This is a genomic window from Pseudomonas sp. FSL R10-0399 (assembly GCF_009600165.1).
GTDB classification, from domain to species: domain Bacteria; phylum Pseudomonadota; class Gammaproteobacteria; order Pseudomonadales; family Pseudomonadaceae; genus Aquipseudomonas; species Aquipseudomonas helleri.
Genome location: NZ_WIWK01000005.1, coordinates 21,201 through 37,242, shown reverse-complemented (window position 1 = coordinate 37,242; position 16,042 = coordinate 21,201). Strand labels below are relative to the sequence as shown.

The 16,042-nt window shown below is 57.5% G+C and carries 16 protein-coding genes; 2 read left to right on the top strand and 14 right to left on the bottom strand.

Annotated features, from left to right (window positions below; translation table 11 throughout):
* Window positions 1-424: 424 nt before the first annotated feature.
* From GHO41_RS02560 to GHO41_RS02515, 10 genes are all read right to left on the bottom strand, one after another.
* Window positions 425-766, bottom strand: a complete 342-nt coding sequence (locus tag GHO41_RS02560; RefSeq protein WP_048368773.1) for a ribonuclease E inhibitor RraB — start codon at window positions 764-766, stop codon at window positions 425-427.
* A 276-nt stretch (window positions 767-1,042) separates the two neighbouring features.
* Window positions 1,043-1,648, bottom strand: coding sequence for an START domain-containing protein (locus tag GHO41_RS02555; RefSeq protein ID WP_048368774.1), 606 nt, complete (start codon window positions 1,646-1,648; stop codon window positions 1,043-1,045).
* Window positions 1,649-1,695: 47 nt separating this feature from the next.
* Entirely contained in the window at window positions 1,696-1,950 is a 255-nt protein-coding gene (locus tag GHO41_RS02550) for a YkgJ family cysteine cluster protein (RefSeq protein WP_048368775.1), read from the bottom strand.
* A gap of 141 nt (window positions 1,951-2,091) precedes the next feature.
* Window positions 2,092-2,559, bottom strand: coding sequence for a translation initiation factor 2 (locus tag GHO41_RS02545; RefSeq protein ID WP_153432881.1), 468 nt, complete (start codon window positions 2,557-2,559; stop codon window positions 2,092-2,094).
* A gap of 103 nt (window positions 2,560-2,662) precedes the next feature.
* Window positions 2,663-4,102, bottom strand: a complete 1,440-nt coding sequence (locus GHO41_RS02540; protein WP_048368777.1) for a PLP-dependent aminotransferase family protein — start codon at window positions 4,100-4,102, stop codon at window positions 2,663-2,665.
* Window positions 4,103-4,339: 237 nt separating this feature from the next.
* The gene (locus GHO41_RS02535; protein ID WP_153432880.1) at window positions 4,340-5,155 is read right to left on the bottom strand and encodes an OmpA family protein; all 816 of its coding nucleotides are present in this window, start codon (window positions 5,153-5,155) and stop codon (window positions 4,340-4,342) included.
* Window positions 5,152-5,508: a DUF4398 domain-containing protein gene (locus tag GHO41_RS02530; protein WP_048368779.1), complete on the bottom strand. Its 357-nt coding sequence runs from the start codon at window positions 5,506-5,508 to the stop codon at window positions 5,152-5,154. Before GHO41_RS02530 ends, GHO41_RS02535 begins: the two co-directional genes overlap by 4 nt.
* A 9-nt stretch (window positions 5,509-5,517) precedes the next feature.
* Entirely contained in the window at window positions 5,518-6,336 is an 819-nt protein-coding gene (locus GHO41_RS02525) for an ABC transporter substrate-binding protein (protein ID WP_153432879.1), read from the bottom strand.
* A gap of 139 nt (window positions 6,337-6,475) precedes the next feature.
* A complete protein-coding gene (locus tag GHO41_RS02520; protein ID WP_153326979.1) occupies window positions 6,476-7,405 on the bottom strand; it encodes an electron transfer flavoprotein subunit alpha/FixB family protein in 930 nt (309 codons plus the stop codon).
* A gap of 2 nt (window positions 7,406-7,407) precedes the next feature.
* Window positions 7,408-8,157, bottom strand: coding sequence for an electron transfer flavoprotein subunit beta/FixA family protein (locus GHO41_RS02515; RefSeq protein WP_048368782.1), 750 nt, complete (start codon window positions 8,155-8,157; stop codon window positions 7,408-7,410).
* A gap of 525 nt (window positions 8,158-8,682) precedes the next feature.
* On the opposite strand from GHO41_RS02515, the gene GHO41_RS02510 reads away from it, so the two are divergent.
* The gene (locus GHO41_RS02510; RefSeq protein WP_371928815.1) at window positions 8,683-10,347 is read left to right on the top strand and encodes an electron transfer flavoprotein-ubiquinone oxidoreductase; all 1,665 of its coding nucleotides are present in this window, start codon (window positions 8,683-8,685) and stop codon (window positions 10,345-10,347) included.
* An 83-nt stretch (window positions 10,348-10,430) separates the two neighbouring features.
* Here the strand turns inward: GHO41_RS02510 and GHO41_RS02505 are convergent, their stop codons facing one another.
* On the bottom strand, window positions 10,431-11,324 hold the full coding sequence (locus GHO41_RS02505; protein ID WP_048368784.1) for an AraC family transcriptional regulator: 894 nt from the start codon (window positions 11,322-11,324) through the stop codon (window positions 10,431-10,433).
* Between the two features lie 179 nt (window positions 11,325-11,503).
* On the opposite strand from GHO41_RS02505, the gene GHO41_RS02500 reads away from it, so the two are divergent.
* On the top strand, window positions 11,504-12,568 hold the full coding sequence (locus GHO41_RS02500; protein ID WP_153432878.1) for an NAD(P)-dependent alcohol dehydrogenase: 1,065 nt from the start codon (window positions 11,504-11,506) through the stop codon (window positions 12,566-12,568).
* Between the two features lie 89 nt (window positions 12,569-12,657).
* Here GHO41_RS02500 and GHO41_RS02495 read toward each other — a convergent pair whose 3' ends face one another.
* The 3 genes from GHO41_RS02495 to dgoD form a co-directional block, all read right to left on the bottom strand.
* On the bottom strand, window positions 12,658-13,443 hold the full coding sequence (locus tag GHO41_RS02495; RefSeq protein WP_153432877.1) for an IclR family transcriptional regulator: 786 nt from the start codon (window positions 13,441-13,443) through the stop codon (window positions 12,658-12,660).
* Window positions 13,444-13,506: 63 nt separating this feature from the next.
* The gene (locus tag GHO41_RS02490; protein ID WP_153432876.1) at window positions 13,507-14,811 is read right to left on the bottom strand and encodes an MFS transporter; all 1,305 of its coding nucleotides are present in this window, start codon (window positions 14,809-14,811) and stop codon (window positions 13,507-13,509) included.
* A gap of 64 nt (window positions 14,812-14,875) precedes the next feature.
* Window positions 14,876-16,024, bottom strand: coding sequence for a galactonate dehydratase (gene dgoD / locus GHO41_RS02485; protein WP_048389091.1), 1,149 nt, complete (start codon window positions 16,022-16,024; stop codon window positions 14,876-14,878).
* Between the last annotated feature and the right edge of the window lie 18 nt (window positions 16,025-16,042).

Genomic DNA, 16,042 nt, shown 5'->3' with positions numbered 1-16,042 from the left:
ATCAGGGGGTCGATTGCGTCTAGCAACGGCCTCGCAGGGCATACACAAATTGTCTAATAGCGTTTTAAAAACTTATTGCGCTTGAATGATTTGAAAAGGTTCTAAGCCGCGTGTTATGCGGCCTCTAAGGTTAAGCCTGTCAACGGGCAAGACGCTTTCCAAGGATATGAGCCCTTACCGTGGAGCAATGCAATTCAGGAATAACAAAAAAAAGGCAGGTCGCCATGTTCAAACACACGAAAATACGTCAAGCCGGGCTTATCCTCTTCGCTACAACTTTGCTGTTGATTTTGCCGAACCTGACCAAGGTCATCGGCTAAGGTGTCGCTTTTGTGTGCGAGTCCTCGGCACTTAAACGATCTCAATCCACAGAAACCAAAACGGCTAGCCCCAAGGCTAGCCGTTTTTACATCCGCAACTGACGTCAGTTCAGCAGGCCACGCACCTCCTGCTTGACGCCCCAGCCTTCAACAATGCCACCCAGCGGTGCTACAACCGCTTCGAAGTTCTGCTCAAAATCTCCGATACCGCCATAAGTCGCGTGCATAACCTTGCTTAACTCAAGGTGCCAGGCGCCATCCTCACCCACATTGATCTGGGCATTAAAGGACTCACCACAAAATTTGCCTGCTGCTCTGCGCGCCCGCTCCTCATCCGGGAAGATTGCGTAAAACTCAATGGGATGGATACGTGCAAAATCAAAACCGCCTTCTTTCATGCGGCGCAGCACAAAGCTGCTGAGGTCTTCTTGATGGGCTGTGCTCATGAAACGTCCTCCTCGCAATGGATAGACATTCAGCGCTCTCGTCACACCAGCAGATGTGCCGGAGCAGAGAGAATAAGCATGTAGCGAACAAGATCAGAGCCAGTCGAATACTTCGCTGGTCTGGGTGCAGAGTAGACCTGACGGATAATCTCTGCCAAGGGGGAAATTTAAATTTTGTGCATTTAAATGAATGAGCTTCGCACTCAAAAACACAGGGCCCGGCACCTGGACAGATGCGCTGTCCAGGACCAGCCCTATGGCCGCAAGGGCCGGGTGTTACTTCTCAGCGCGCTCTTTGAGCCCCTGAAGGGTTTTGAACGGTGCATCCACCACGAACTTGTTGGCAATGAGGGCCGGGACGCTGCCGCCAGGCTCAGTGTGCACCTGGTAGGTGACTTCAGTCAGGTTGTCGCCTTTAGGGACCAGCTTCCAGAAACCGTCCACCTGAGCCACCCGCACGAAGCCTTTTTCTTCAGGCTGATAGGTCGGTACGCCTTTGAGGGTACGGGTCAGCGTGCCATCCGGGGCAACCGATGAGGTGACCTCCAGAATCGAGTCACGCGGGGTTACCGGCCACGGCGTATTGAATTGGGTGTAAGTCCAGCTCTTGTCACCTTCGTGCTTGAGCAGCTTCTGGGTTTTGCATTCGTGAATCCAGGCACACGCCCCCGCCACGTCTTCTTGCAGGCCCTGGATTTTGGCCAGCGGCGCTTTGATCAGGGCTACACCCTGGTAGGCCTTGTAAGCGGAGCCCGGCACTTCACTCAATGAGACTTTGATGCCGTCTTCGTTTTTCGCCACTTTCCAGTCTTCTGCCTGGGCCGCGCCCACCAGCAGAACACTCAAACCACACGCCATTGCCACTCGATGTAACGAACCCATTGTCTTATTCCTTATTGTTAAAGGTCTGTTCACTGAACACGAATGCACTAAGCCGCCGTCACCTGTTCCCACCAACCGATCAGGTTAATGGCCTCTTGCTGACTGCTGCCGCATACCTCGATGTCAGCCTTGAACGCGCCGCACACGGCGGGACGCTCTGGTTGGCCGAACAAACCACACAAGTAATCGACAGACAGATGCAGGCAGCGTTCCCCCGCGGGTTTGCCATCAGGCATGCCAGGGATCGGTGTACTGATGGAGGGTGCTATACAACAAGCGCCACAGCCTTCACGGCAATTCATGACGTTAGCTCCTCGTTAGGGGCAAAGTGCATTGATGACAAGGGATAGTACTCGCTGGAACGGGCGTTTGAAATTGACCGTTCAGCAGAATATCAGTGACTGATTAGTCAGTTTAGAAGTCCGTTTTCGACGATGGGGCACTTATTGTTTGAATTCAAAATCGAGCGCGGCACCATCGATTTCATTCTGTCGCGCCTCGTTACGTAACTGCAGGCCCATTTCATTGCTGAGCAGGCGCCCGTTCAATTGGAAAGGGCTCTCCTCGGCCTGCTTTTCAACAAACATATTGGGCAGCAACGGTTTGTGCGCAGGCATGGGGACGGCGCCTAAAGGGCGCAATTGCCGAACCATCTCGGGCGGCAAGCTCAAATCAACTTTGCTGGTCGGCACGCGCTTTTTGGTGGCCTTCGCAGGGGATTTGGATTTCGCGGGCGGGGTTTTCTTGGCCGGTGCCTTTTGCGCTTTGGCCGCAGGCTTGGCCGGGGTATGAGCAGCTTTAGGCTGGGCAGTGACTGTTTCGGGTGCCGACGGGTTCGCTGGCGCAGCCATCGCGCCAAACGCAGTCAACACACCTGCCAACACGAGTCCTACACAATATGTCGCTCTCATAACTCCCACGGTTTTCTTCGTTCAGGCACGCATGCTCGCGCTTTAAGCTGGCCGAGACAAGCCGAATGTAACCAAATGGCCATACCGCGCAGCGTTTACCCTCTTAATAGAGGCCTGCGGTCTCCTGGCACAATTGGTTAGCAAGCATGCCCAACGTCATCAGTGCCCGCTCGGCTTCTTTGTTCCAAGGTGTGCCACAGTTGAGTCGAATGCAGTGATTAAACTGCTCGGTGTTACTGAAAATCAGCCCCGGCGCGATACTGATACCCTGCTGCAAGGCACGCACGTGCAGCTCTTGGGTGTTCACCCGGCCCGGCAAACTGACCCACAAAATAAACCCGCCACTGGGGCGCGACATCTGCGTGCCTTCCGGAAAGTACTGCTGAACGGCCAGCTGGAATGCGCTGAGGTTTTTCCGGTATTCCTGCCGGATGTAGCGTAAATGGCGGTCGTAACCGCCGTTTTCAAGGTAAGCCGCCACTCCCATTTGCGTCACGCTGCACGCCGAATGGGTGGTGAAGGTTTGCAGACGCTGGATTTCCTGCTGATATTTCCCCGCAATCATCCAGCCGATTCGTACGCCCGGTGACAAGGTTTTAGAGAAACTCGAGCAATAGATCACGCGATCGAGGCGATCGTAGGCTTTCAAGGCTTTGGTACGTCCCACCTCAAACATCAGCTCGCCATAGATGTCGTCTTCAACGATTTGGATATCGAAATCTGACGCCAGGCGCAGCAGGTGCTTTTGCCGCTCTTCAGGCATGGTGCCACCCAGCGGGTTGCTCAAGCGCGTGGTGAGTACCAGCGCTTTGATCGACCACTGATTAGCCGCCAATTGCAGGGCTTCAAGGCTCATGCCGGTGGCAGGGTCGCTGGGGATCTCGATGACTTTCAAGCCCAGCAAATCGGCCAGTTGCAACAAGCCGTAATAGGTTGGCGATTCGGCCGCGATCAGGTCACCCGGACGGGTCAGCGCCCGCAATGACATTTGTAGGGCATCCACGCAACCGTGGGTGATGATCACCTCAGAAGGGTCGACCACCACGCCAGCATCCCGCATGCGGATCGCCACTTGACGGCGCAACGGCTCAAAGCCGGGGCTGAACATGTAGCTGAAAGCACGCGGGCTATGAAATCGGGTGACCTTGGCCAACTGCTGGTGCAGCGCGCGCACGGGCAAGTAATCGACGCTCGGCACCGCAGCACCCAACGGAAACACGCCCTCACGCCGCGACTCGACCAACACCTGCTGGATGATGCTGCTGCGTGTCACCAGACCTGGGCGCTCAACACGCGCGATGTCCGGCGTGGGCGCCGTCAGGGCCGGGGTTTGGTGCACGTAATAACCCGATTGCGGGCGCGCCCGGATCAAGCCTTGATCTTCAAGATTGGCGTAGGCCTGCAACACCGTCGCATGGCTCACATTCAGCTGTGAACTCATCTTGCGCACCGAGGGCACACGCTCCCCCGGCTGGTAGACGCCACGCCGGATATCCTCAGCCAACTGCTGAGCAATACGTTGATAAAGCAAAAGGTTGGTCATGGCGCGGTACTCGATGTTCAGGCATTTTTTTTATAGGAAGCATTTTTGTGATGAACAATACCGGAACAGTTTAGAAGTGTACGGGCACAGTTGCCACTATTCTGAGCCGTACAGTGCAGACCGCGGGTTAACTGTATGGGTGAGCGGCAAAGAACCTGTAGGAGCGAGCTTGCCTCGCGATCTTTTGATCGTTAAAAGATCGCGAGGCAAGCTCGCTCCTACCAGACGGTGTTGCGCTTAGCGAGCGGCGCCCAGTTGGCCTTTTTCGTCAGAGAAGACGATTTCAACCCGACGGTTCTGCGCCCGGCCGCGCTCGGTGGCGTTGACGTCCACCGGGTACTGGTCGCCATAACCGGCCACTTGAACGCGCTTTTCGTCGATCCCCAGGTCGACCAGCGTATCGGCTACGGTCTGGGCCCGCGCCAGCGACAGGGTGAGGTTGTCTTCTGTACCACCGGTGTTGTCGGTGTAACCCTCAATGCGCACGATGCGCTTGGGGTTCAGTTGCAGAAACTGCACCAGCTTGAGGACTGTGCGGTTAGCCGAGTTTTTCAAATCCGCTTCGCCGGTATCAAACAACACGTCGCCCAAGGTCATGACCAAACCACGGTCAGTCTGCGTGGTCGCCAGGCTGATGATTTGCTCTTCCAGCCATTTGCCCTGCTGCTGAACACTCAACAACTTGGCTTCGCGCAAGGCCAGTTGCAGGCGCTGACGCTCTAGCTCGAGCTTGGCCGCACGCTCCTCATTGAGCACTTTTTGCGTGTGCTCACGGGCAATCTCGCTATAACGCTGGCTGAGGTAGGCGTAGTGCACCACATCATCGCCACTGCCCCAGTAGCTGGACAATCGGTCGGCGCGAGCCAGCGATTCACCGGCGCGAATCACGTCTTTAGGCGCGATGCGCAAGACGTTGCTGTCTTCTTTAACCGCCTGGAAATCGCTGTTGGCCTGCTGCAAGGCCTGCTCGCCACTGTGATGCCCGGCGCAACCGGCCAGGCTTATGCTGCCTAACAACACGGCACTGCTGAAAACACTGGACTTGAGGGTCATTGGGCCTCCGCCAGTTGTTTGCGCAAGCGGGTAATGCGGGTGTTGAGCACGTTCAATTGTTCCTGGCTTTTTTGCGTCAGAACCCGCGCCTCGGCCAGGCGAGCATCAAGCTCAGCCTGCTCGGCCTGCAGGCGCGCGTCTTTGTAGGACTCTTCAAGCATATCGGCCTGAGCATGGGCCAGTTTGTCTTCAGCCTGTTTGAGTTCAGGCATATCGTCGGCATTCGCACCGACCGCCCTGGCTTGCTCCAAGGCTTGTTCGCTCAAGCGTATTTGTTGATTCGGTGCAGGGTCGTTCGCACACCCCGCCAGAGCCATAACAGCCAGGGCTGCGAAAAGAGGTCGAATCGTCACTAAAAATTCCTACTGTTTTGGGGCGCTGAGCGGTTGCTGCAGTTGCGATTTCCACCGCTCCAGATTGCGTTGCAAAGCGGCCTCGGCCATGCCGGAGGCGGGCAATTCTGTCATCTTTTTGGCGAGCTGTCCGCGCAACCACGGCTCATTGCACGCTGAGTCATGGGAGACCGCCAAAAACAGCCCCGGCTGATCAATCGGTTGCGAATGCGCTTGCAAGTCATCGGCGATGCCGAGGGTTTGCGCAGTCGCCATGCCGGCATAACGCCCGGCCAAAACGTATTCGACCTGGCCCAGCAACAGCTTTTGAAACGCCTGGGTCAGGCTGGGTTGCGGCTTGAGGGTGAGCTGACGTTGTGCAAAAGCATCAAAAGATTCGGTCAGCCGGGCCTTCTCGGAGAGCGCGCCGGTATGCCCGTGCAAGTCGGCCGGGGTTTCGTAGTGCAAGGCCGAGTCTTTGCGCGTCCACACCAGGTAATCGTTACGCACCAGCGGCGGGTGGATGTAATCCAGGGAGTTCAACCCGGCCAGGGTCAGTGGCGCATCAAGCAGCATGTCCATGCGCCCGGTGCGCACTTCGTCCTGAGCCTGGGAACGCTTACCTGCATAAAGCACCTCAACCTTGATGCCCAGCTCTTCGGCAGCGTGTTGCAACAGATCGGCACTGGCGCCGATCAAATGGGTGGGATTGGCGGGGTCGCGCCACAGATACGGCGGCGCATCGGGGCTGCCGGTCACGATCAGGCGCTCGCATTTACCCGCAGCCTCGGACAGCAAAGGCATCAATGCCAACCCCAATAACAACCTGCTTACCTTACGCACATCCATATTCCTACGCTCCACGTGGATCATTCAAACGCATAAAAAAACCCGGTCATTCAGGCTGTTAAGAGAAAGCTGAACACTGAGTGCTCTGCCCTTCCTGACAGCCCGGATAAGCGGGCTCTTTATAAGTGAAGCGACTGGATTAAACCAGTTTCTCCAGCTCAGGTACTGCTTCGAACAAGTCCGCCACCAGACCGTAATCGGCTACCTGGAAGATCGGCGCTTCTTCGTCCTTGTTGATCGCAACGATCACTTTGGAGTCTTTCATACCGGCCAAGTGCTGGATCGCGCCGGAGATACCGACGGCGATGTACAGCTGTGGCGCAACGATTTTGCCGGTCTGACCGACCTGCATGTCGTTCGGTACAAAACCTGCGTCAACTGCAGCACGCGACGCGCCCACAGCAGCGCCCAGCTTGTCGGCCAGAGCGTACAGGTGTTTGAAGTTGTCACCGTTTTGCATGCCGCGACCGCCAGAAACGACGATTTTGGCTGCGGTCAGTTCAGGGCGGTCCGACTTGGCCAGCTCTTCGCCAACGAACGACGAAGTACCTGCATCGTGAACCGCTGCCACGGCTTCAATAGCAGCCGAACCACCTTCAGCAACAACCGGGTCGAAACCGGTCGCACGCACGGTGATCACTTTGACTGGCGCAGTCGATTGCACGGTCGCAATGGCGTTACCGGCGTAGATTGGGCGAGTGAAGGTGTCAGCGCTGACCACCGAAACGATCTCGGAGATCTGGTCAACGTCCAGCTGCGCAGCAACGCGCGGCAGGATGTTTTTGCCGTTGGAAGTCGCGGCAGCCAGGATGTGGCTGTAGCCTTTACCCAGCTCAGCGACCAGCGGAGCAACGTTTTCTGGCAGTTGATGCGCGTAAGCGGCGTTGTCTGCCACCAGCACTTTAGCCACGCCAGCAATTTTTGCGGCCGCTTCAGCGACTGCGCCAATGCCTTGGCCTGCCACCAGGACGTTGATATCGCCACCGATTTTAGCAGCGGCGGCTACGGTGTTCAGTGTGGCCGGAGCCAGTACTTTGCCGTCGTGTTCTGCGATTACCAAGATAGTCATTGTTAGATTACCTTCGCTTCGTTTTTCAGTTTCTCGACCAGTTCAGCCACCGACTTGACCTTGATGCCCGCGCTACGTGCAGCCGGTGCTTCAACTTTTACGGTTTTGTTGGTCGAAGCCGTCGAAACGCCCAACGCGTCTGGCGTCAGCACTTCCAGCGGTTTCTTCTTGGCCTTCATGATGTTTGGCAGAGACGCGTAGCGCGGCTCGTTCAAACGCAGGTCGGTGGTGACGATGGCCGGCAGGCTCAGCGAAACAGTTTGCGCGCCGCCGTCGATTTCACGGGTCACAGCAACCTTGTCGCCCGACACTTCTACTTTAGAAGCGAAGGTACCCTGACCGTAACCGGTCAGCGCAGCCAGCATTTGGCCCGTTTGGTTGTTGTCGCTGTCGATGGCCTGTTTACCCAGGATCACCAACTGAGGCTGTTCCTTGTCGACCACAGCCTTGAGCAGCTTGGCCACGGCCAGCGAGGTCAGGTCTTCGGCGGATTCGACGAGGATGGCGCGATCGGCACCCAGAGCCAGCGCGGTGCGCAGTTGCTCTTGAGCGGTAGTCGGGCCGATGGAGACGACGACGATTTCAGTCGCAACGCCTTTTTCTTTCAGGCGTACGGCTTCTTCCACAGCGATTTCGCAGAAGGGGTTCATCGACATCTTGACGTTGGCGAGGTCAACGCCGGAATTGTCCGCCTTGACGCGTACTTTAACGTTGTAATCGACCACTCGTTTGACAGCTACAAGAACCTTCATGGATTCCTCGTTACTCTCCGGTGAAAAGAAAGTCGCCTAGGCGAACCTGGCGGTTGATGCTCATCAGCACAAGGGCACCTCCAAAGATCGTTGCTATGCCCTTCCCGTGCGACCGTCTGTCAGGTGTGACTACCAAGTCATCCACCAAAAGGACGTGTAAACTCCGCTCAAAAAATGTCAGGCTCCTGCACGCTTATGCCTGTGCCCTGTCTTTAGAGGTGCTCTTGAAACCAACAATCAGCCTACGGCGAGCGCAAAACCGCCCGTATCTTGACCGGAACACCATTTGCGGTCAATACAGCAAATCGGCCACTTTAGAGCCGCGTGTCATTGATTTGTCTGGCTTGCAGCGAATTCAAACAAACGTTTGTATTGGACGCTGCTAGTGGTGTAGATATAATGCGCGCCCATAGAGAGAGCGGCGCCTCATCCATTGCGTCTTCGACTGCCAAGCGAGGGAATAATGGATGAAACGCCAAACCTCCAATTAGAAAACACCGTTGAGCCTTGAGTAGGAGATAGCCTGTGGAACGCGAATACATGGAATTCGACGTGGTCATCGTCGGCGCCGGCCCTGCCGGTTTGTCCGCCGCCTGCCGTCTTAAGCAGAAGGCCGCCGAAGCCGGTAAAGAAATCAGCGTCTGCGTGGTTGAAAAAGGCTCCGAAGTCGGCGCACACATTCTGTCCGGTGCGGTATTTGAACCCCGCGCCCTGAACGAATTGTTCCCGGACTGGAAAGAACTCGGCGCACCGCTGAACACGCCGGTGACCCGTGATGACATTTATGTACTGCGCAGCGACAGCTCTGCGACAAAAGTACCTGACTTCTTTGTGCCTAAAACCATGCACAACGAAGGCAACTACATTATTTCCTTGGGCAACCTGTGCCGCTGGCTGGCTCAGCAGGCCGAAAACCTGGGCGTAGAAATCTACCCGGGCTTCGCCGCCCAGGAAGTACTGTTCGACGAAAACAACGTGGTTCGCGGGATCATCACCGGCGACCTGGGCGTTGACCGCGAAGGCAAGCCGAAAGAAGGCCTGTACACCCCCGGCATGGAACTGCGCGGCAAGTACACCTTGTTCGCAGAAGGCTGCCGCGGCCATTTGGGCAAGCAACTGATCGAACGCTTCAACCTCGACAGTGACGCAGACAGCCAGCACTACGGCATCGGCCTGAAAGAAATCTGGGAAATCGATCCGGCCAAGCACCAGCCTGGCCTGGTCGTACACACCGCTGGCTGGCCGCTGGGCATCACCAGCAACGAAAACACTGGCGGTTCTTTCCTTTATCACCTGGAAAACAACCAGGTAGTGGTCGGTCTGATCGTCGACCTGTCCTACAGCAACACCTTCCTGTCGCCGTTCGATGAGTTCCAGCGCCTCAAGCACCACCCGGTCCTCAAGCAGTACCTGGAAGGCGGCAAACGCATCAGCTACGGCGCACGTGCGCTGGCTAAAGGCGGCCTGAACTCGTTGCCAAAAATGGTCTTCAACGGTGGCGCACTGATCGGTTGCGATCTGGGCACCATGAACGTGGCCAAGATCAAAGGCAGCCACACCGCCATGAAGTCCGGCATGCTCGCTGCCGACGCCGTGGCCGACTCGCTGTTTGCAGGCTCCGAAGGCGGTGACGCACTCAACACTTACGTTGAGTCTTTCAAAGCCAGCTGGTTGTACGAAGAACTGTTCGCCAGCCGTAACTTCGGCCCGGCGATGCACAAGTTCGGCCCGCTCATGGGCGCAGGCTTCAACTGGGTCGATCAGAACTTCTTCGGCGGCAAACTGCCGTTCACCCTGCACGACACCAAACCAGACTATGCTTGCCTGAAGCTGGCCAAAGACTGCAAGAAGATCGACTACCCGAAACCGGACGGCAAACTCAGCTTCGACAAACTCAGCTCGGTCTTCCTTTCCAGCACCAACCACGAAGAAGAACAGCCGTGCCACCTCAAGCTGCGTGACGCGAGCATTCCGATCAACGTTAACCTGCCGCTCTACGACGAACCTGCCCAGCGTTACTGCCCGGCTGGCGTTTATGAAGTGATTACCCAGGAAAGCGGCGAGAAGCGCTTCCAGATCAACGCGCAAAACTGCGTGCACTGCAAAACCTGCGACATCAAAGACCCGTCGCAGAACATCACCTGGGTAACCCCGGAAGGTGCTGGCGGCCCGACTTACCCGAACATGTAAGTCCGTAGGAGCGAGCTTGTCTCGCGATCTTTTGATCGTTTAAAAGATCGCGAGGCAAGCTCGCTCCTACAGCCTCCGGGCGCTCAGCACACCGAGCTTTCACACCCCGGGCTGCGCTCAAAATAGCGTTTGTACTCGCGACTGAACTGCGAAGTGCTCTGGTAACCCACACGCTCAGCCACTTGCGCCACACCCAAGCCTTCATTACTTAACAGCAGCTGCTGCGCCCGCAACAGGCGCAGGCGCTTGAGGTACTGCACCGGCGACAGCAATGTGCTGCGCTTGAAGTGTTCATGAAAGGTCGACGCGCTCATGTTTGCGCAACGGGCCAAGGTCTCAACGTTGAGCGGTTCAGCAAAATGCTCATGCAAATGGGTCAGCGAGGCCGCTACCCGGGCAAACTGACCCTGCTGCTCAACCAACGCCCGCAACACACTGGCTTGCGGACCGCGCAAAGCGGCAAACAGGACTTCGCGCAAGCGCGCCCGCCCCATGATCCGGCACTCCAGCGGGTCATGCAGGCAGCGCAACAAACGCTCAACCGACTGACGCATCTCATCATCCAGCACCGCCGAGGTCATGGACTCCGGGGTCTGGGCGATACTGCGCTCAGGATCCAGGCCCATGGCCAGCACCAACTCTCCGAGCACCGCCCGGTCAATGCTGATCGCGACGCCCAGCAGCGGCATCTCTTCAGACGCAAAGGTTTCGCACTCAAACGGCACCGACAAGGCCTGCACCAGGTAATGCCCGGCGCCGTACTCCATGGTCCGGGTGCCCAGATAGGCCACCTTGCTGCCCTGGGCGATGACCATCAGGCTCGGCTCATAGATCTGCGGCATCCGCGCCACGGTGTTGCAGGCCGACACCACGCGCACCTCAGGCATCAGGGTAGGAACAAAGCCCAGGCGGTTGGCCAGCGGTTTGATAAGGGACACCAGCGTGGCGTTCTCATCGCGGTGACGCGTTAAAAACATGGAAATAATTCACAGCAGTAATGGATCGCCGCATCTTCGCAGAATTGATCAATAAAGCGACAGTTGCTCCGCGAGTTCGGACGAATAGGCATGACACGCGGAGGAATCGTCATAGTCCTGCAAGGACTGCGGGCGCACACTTGCGCCCTGTTCACAGCTATCGCTATTCGAGGTTTCCCATGTCCAACGTCACTTACAACGCCATCGGCTATGCCGCTCAAACCTCTTCAGCGCCACTTGCTCCGATGCAGTTCAACCGCCGCGCACCGCGCCCGGACGACGTAGCCATCGAAGTCCTGTACTGCGGCGTCTGCCACTCAGACATCCACCAGGCACGCAACGAGTGGGGCTTTGCGGTGTACCCGGTGATGCCGGGCCACGAGATCGTCGGCAAAGTCACCGCCATCGGCGACAAAGTCACCAAGCACAAAGTCGGCGACCTGGTCGGTGTGGGTTGCATGGTTGACTCATGCCGCGAGTGCTCGGCCTGTAAAGAAGACCTGGAGCAATACTGCCTGGAAGGCGCGACCATGACCTACTGCACGCCAGACCGGGTCGACGGCACCAACACCATGGGCGGCTACTCGGACAGCATCGTGGTGAGCGAGCACTTTGTCGTGCGCATCCCTGAAAACCTCGACCCGGCCAGCGCTGCCCCGCTGCTGTGCGCCGGTATCACCACCTACTCTCCGCTGCAGCACTACGGCGTAGAAGCGGGCGATAAAGTCGGCGTTCTGGGCATGGGCGGCCTGGGCCATATGGGCATCAAGTTTGCCAAGGCCATGGGCGCAGAAGTGACCTTGTTCACCCGCTCGGCGGCCAAGGCAGAAGAAGCCTACAAACAAGGTGCCGATCACGTGATCGTGTCCACCGACCCGGAGCAAATGAAAGCCGCTGCCGACCGCTTCGACTTCCTGCTGGACACCATCCCGGTCCCTCACGACCTCAACCCCTACCTCGAAACCCTGCGTTTTGACGGCGTACACATCCTCGTGGGCCTGATCGAACCGGTTGACCCGGCACTGGATGCGTTCAACCTGGTGTTCAAGCGTCGCGTACTGGCTGGCTCGTTGATTGGCGGCATTGCTGAAACCCAGGAAATGCTCGACTTCAGCGCAGCCAACGGCATCGCCTGTGACATCGAAATGCTCGACATCAAAAACATCAACGAGGCGTTCGAGCGCGTGGTGAAAGGCGACGTCAAATATCGCTTTGTGATCGACATGAAAACGCTGAAGGCTTAACCATCTCCACCCTGTAGGAGCGAGCTTGTCTCGCGATCTTTTGATCGTTAAAAGATCGCGAGGCAAGCTCGCTCCTACAGGAGATCGAGTTACCCGCCCAACTCTGCCGATATCTGTTGCGCGGCATGGGTAATGACCGGGATCAGCCCGGTCATTTTCTCCAAGGACATATAAGGCACCGTGCTGGCGATGCTGATAGCCGCAACGATTTTGCGGCTGGCATCACGGATGGGCGCTGCCACACAACGAATCGACGGTTCGTTGTCTTCAAGGTCAAACGCATAACCGCCCGCCACGTAGCTGCGCATCCGTTGCTCGAACTCTTCCCACGTGACTTCTTGATGATCCGGCCATAACGGGTTTTTACCGCCCACCGGATGGCTTTTTTCGTACAAGCGACGCCACTCCCCCAGCGGTGCATCCAGCAACATGGCCTTGCCAATCCCGGTACGCGCCAACGGCATACGGTGGCCTACGCGCGAGCGCATTTCCGGCCCATTGCGTCCCGGATTCTTATGCAGGTACAGCACTTCGTCGCCTTCACGCACGGCCAGGTGAATGGTGTCACCCGTCAAACTCGAGAGTTCGTCGAGGTACGGCCCGGCCAGCGTCACCAGCGGCAGTTCTTCACGCGCCTGAAAACCCAGTTCGATCAGTTTTGGCCCCAGCAAGTAACCCACCTGCGGCAATACCCGCAAATAACGCTCGTCGACCAGGCAACTGGCCAGTCGATGCGTGGTGCTGCGCGTGGTGCCGATGGCGCGCGCGATGTCTTTAAGGTCACGCGCACCGTTGGCCACGGCGTGAACCACCGCCAGCCCACGCAACAGGGTTTGGGTGCCGGTGGGGGCGGTTTTCGAAGAGTCGTCCTGCATAGCCAGCCTTTGCATAGAAGGGAGAGAACCGGGCGGCATTATGGTCGCCCGGCTGGCCGACGGCTACAGCTCGATGCGCTCAACCTTGCCCACCAGCAAGATGTAGGACAGCGCCCCGAGCAATGCCAGCACCGAAATGTAGGTGATGGCCGGAGCAAACGAATCGCCACTGGCCAAAAAGCCAATCACGATGGGCGTGGCAATGGCGGACAGGTTGCCTATGAAGTTGAACACCCCGCCCGTCAGGCCCAGCAGCCGCGCCGGGGCAAGAGTAGACACCAGCGACCAAGTGATCGAGGCCAGGCCGTTACCGAAGAACGCCAAGGCCAGAAACGCTATCACCAGCGGCGTCGACTCAACAAAGTTGGCGCCAATGATCGAGGTCGAAATCAACAACCCGCCAATGATCGGCAGCTTGCGCGCAAAGCCCACCGAGTAACCGCGACGTATCAACCAGTCGGAGAAAAACCCCGAGCACAGCACGCCCACAAAAGCGGCCAAAAAAGGTAGCGAAGCCAAGAGACCCGACTTGATGAAATCCATGCCACGGTATTTGACCAGATAGGTCGGGAACCAGGTCAGAAAGAACCACAGCGTCGAGTTCAGGCAAAACTGCCCCAGGTAGATGCCCCACAACTTGCGTTTGCTGAGCACGATGCCCAGGTCCAGCCAACTGAACGGCGCCTTGCGCTTGGCGGTCTGGCTTTGAATATCCACCAGCCCGCCCCCTGCGGCAATCAGCTCTATTTCTGCCGGGTTGGCGCCTTTGAAGTCACGTGGCTCGCGATACACCGCGTACCAGATCCCGGCCCAGATAATGCCCACCGCACCAGTGCAGATAAACACCATGTGCCAGCCCCAATGATGCTGCAACCACGCCAGCACCGGGGTCAGAAACGCGAGCCCGACAAATTGCCCGGAGGTGTAGAAACCAATGGCGGTGGCGCGCTCGCGCTCAGGGAACCACGTGGTAACCACCCGACTGTTGATCGGATACGCCGGTGCTTCCAGCGCACCGACCGCCATGCGCAGTACAAACAAGGCAATAAAACTGGCGGCAAACCCGAGCATCACCGTGGCCAGCGACCAGAGCAATAACGCCACGCTGTAGAGAATGCGCGGCGGCACGCGGTCCACCAGCCAACCGCCCGGAATTTGCATGGCGGCGTAGGTCCAGCCGAAGGCAGAGAAGATCAGCCCGACGTGGATAGGATCGATGCCCAAGTCGCTGGTCAGCGCGGGGGCGGCAATCGACAGGTTGCTGCGATCCAGGTAGTTGATCACCACAGTGATAAACAGCAACACCATGATGAAAAAACGCTTGCGACTCGGCGCCACCAGGGACGCTGACGCGACAGTGCTAGTCATGTGACATGCCTCTTTCTTATGGTTATTGAGGTCGAAGCTGAATCCGTCGCCGCGCTAAGCGGTCTCACCATTCAGCAAAGCTGCCGTCGGTGTGGCGCCAGATCGGGTTGCGCCAGCGGTGGCCGACTATCGCGCGCTCACGCACGTACTCTTCGTTGATCTCGATGCCCAAGCCCGGCCCGTTGGGGATTTTCACGTAGCCTTTGTCGTAATCGAATACAGCCGGATCCTTGACGTAATCCAACAGGTCGTTGCTTTCGTTGTAGTGAATGCCCAGGCTTTGCTCCTGGATGAAGGCGTTGTAGCAAACTGCGTCCAGTTGCAGGCACGCAGCCAGTGCTATTGGCCCCAACGGGCAGTGCAAGGCCAGCGCCACGTCGTAGGCTTCGGCCATGTTGGCGATTTTGCGAGTTTCAGTGATGCCGCCTGCATGTGATGCATCCGGCTGGATGATGTCGACATACCCTTCGCTGAGCACGCGCTTGAAGTCCCAACGCGAAAACAACCGCTCACCGAGGGCAATCGGGGTGCTAGTCAAGGGCGCCAGCTCTTTGAGCGCCTCATAGTTTTCGCTGAGCACCGGCTCTTCAATGAACATCAGTTTGTAGGGGTCAAGCTCCTTCATCAACACCTTGGCCATCGGCTTGTGCACCCGGCCATGAAAGTCCACGCCGATACCCACGTTCGGCCCGACTGCATCGCGCACGGCCGCCACGTTGGCCAGCGCCAGGTCGACTTTTTCAAAGCTGTCGACAAACTGCAGCTCTTCGGTGCCATTCATTTTGACCGCAGTAAAACCACGGCTGACGGCCTCTTTGGCAGCTTTGGCGGTGTCGGCCGGGCGATCGCCGCCAATCCAGGAGTACACGCGGATCTTGTCGCGCACCTGACCACCCAGCAAATCACTGACCGAAACGCCCAGCGCCTTGCCTTTGATGTCCCACAATGCCTGATCAATACCTGCCAGCGCGCTCATGTGTACTGCGCCGCCACGGTAAAAGCCGCCACGGTAGAGCACGGTCCAGATGTCTTCGATGTTGCGCGGGTCTTTGCCGATCAAATAATCCGACAATTCATCCACGGCAGCAGCCACGGTGTGGGCTCGGCCTTCAACCACCGGCTCACCCCAACCGGTCACGCCTTGATCGGTTTCAATCTTCAGGAACAACCAGCGCGGCGGGACAAGATAGGTCGTGAGTTTGGTAATTTTCATTGTTTTATCTCTCTTGTT

What these genes read in the sequence shown, in the direction of transcription:
- GHO41_RS02560 (WP_048368773.1), bottom strand. Translation starts at nt 766, where the DNA reads ATGAGCACAGCCCATCAAGAAGACCTCAGCAGCTTTGTGCTGCGCCGC.
- GHO41_RS02555 (WP_048368774.1), bottom strand. Translation starts at nt 1,648, where the DNA reads ATGGGTTCGTTACATCGAGTGGCAATGGCGTGTGGTTTGAGTGTTCTG.
- GHO41_RS02550 (WP_048368775.1), bottom strand. Translation starts at nt 1,950, where the DNA reads ATGAATTGCCGTGAAGGCTGTGGCGCTTGTTGTATAGCACCCTCCATC.
- GHO41_RS02545 (WP_153432881.1), bottom strand. Translation starts at nt 2,559, where the DNA reads ATGAGAGCGACATATTGTGTAGGACTCGTGTTGGCAGGTGTGTTGACT.
- GHO41_RS02540 (WP_048368777.1), bottom strand. Translation starts at nt 4,102, where the DNA reads ATGACCAACCTTTTGCTTTATCAACGTATTGCTCAGCAGTTGGCTGAG.
- GHO41_RS02535 (WP_153432880.1), bottom strand. Translation starts at nt 5,155, where the DNA reads ATGACCCTCAAGTCCAGTGTTTTCAGCAGTGCCGTGTTGTTAGGCAGC.
- GHO41_RS02525 (WP_153432879.1), bottom strand. Translation starts at nt 6,336, where the DNA reads ATGGATGTGCGTAAGGTAAGCAGGTTGTTATTGGGGTTGGCATTGATG.
- GHO41_RS02520 (WP_153326979.1), bottom strand. Translation starts at nt 7,405, where the DNA reads ATGACTATCTTGGTAATCGCAGAACACGACGGCAAAGTACTGGCTCCG.
- GHO41_RS02515 (WP_048368782.1), bottom strand. Translation starts at nt 8,157, where the DNA reads ATGAAGGTTCTTGTAGCTGTCAAACGAGTGGTCGATTACAACGTTAAA.
- GHO41_RS02505 (WP_048368784.1), bottom strand. Translation starts at nt 11,324, where the DNA reads ATGTTTTTAACGCGTCACCGCGATGAGAACGCCACGCTGGTGTCCCTT.
- GHO41_RS02500 (WP_153432878.1), top strand. Translation starts at nt 11,504, where the DNA reads ATGTCCAACGTCACTTACAACGCCATCGGCTATGCCGCTCAAACCTCT.
- GHO41_RS02495 (WP_153432877.1), bottom strand. Translation starts at nt 13,443, where the DNA reads ATGCAGGACGACTCTTCGAAAACCGCCCCCACCGGCACCCAAACCCTG.
- GHO41_RS02490 (WP_153432876.1), bottom strand. Translation starts at nt 14,811, where the DNA reads ATGACTAGCACTGTCGCGTCAGCGTCCCTGGTGGCGCCGAGTCGCAAG.
- dgoD (WP_048389091.1), bottom strand. Translation starts at nt 16,024, where the DNA reads ATGAAAATTACCAAACTCACGACCTATCTTGTCCCGCCGCGCTGGTTG.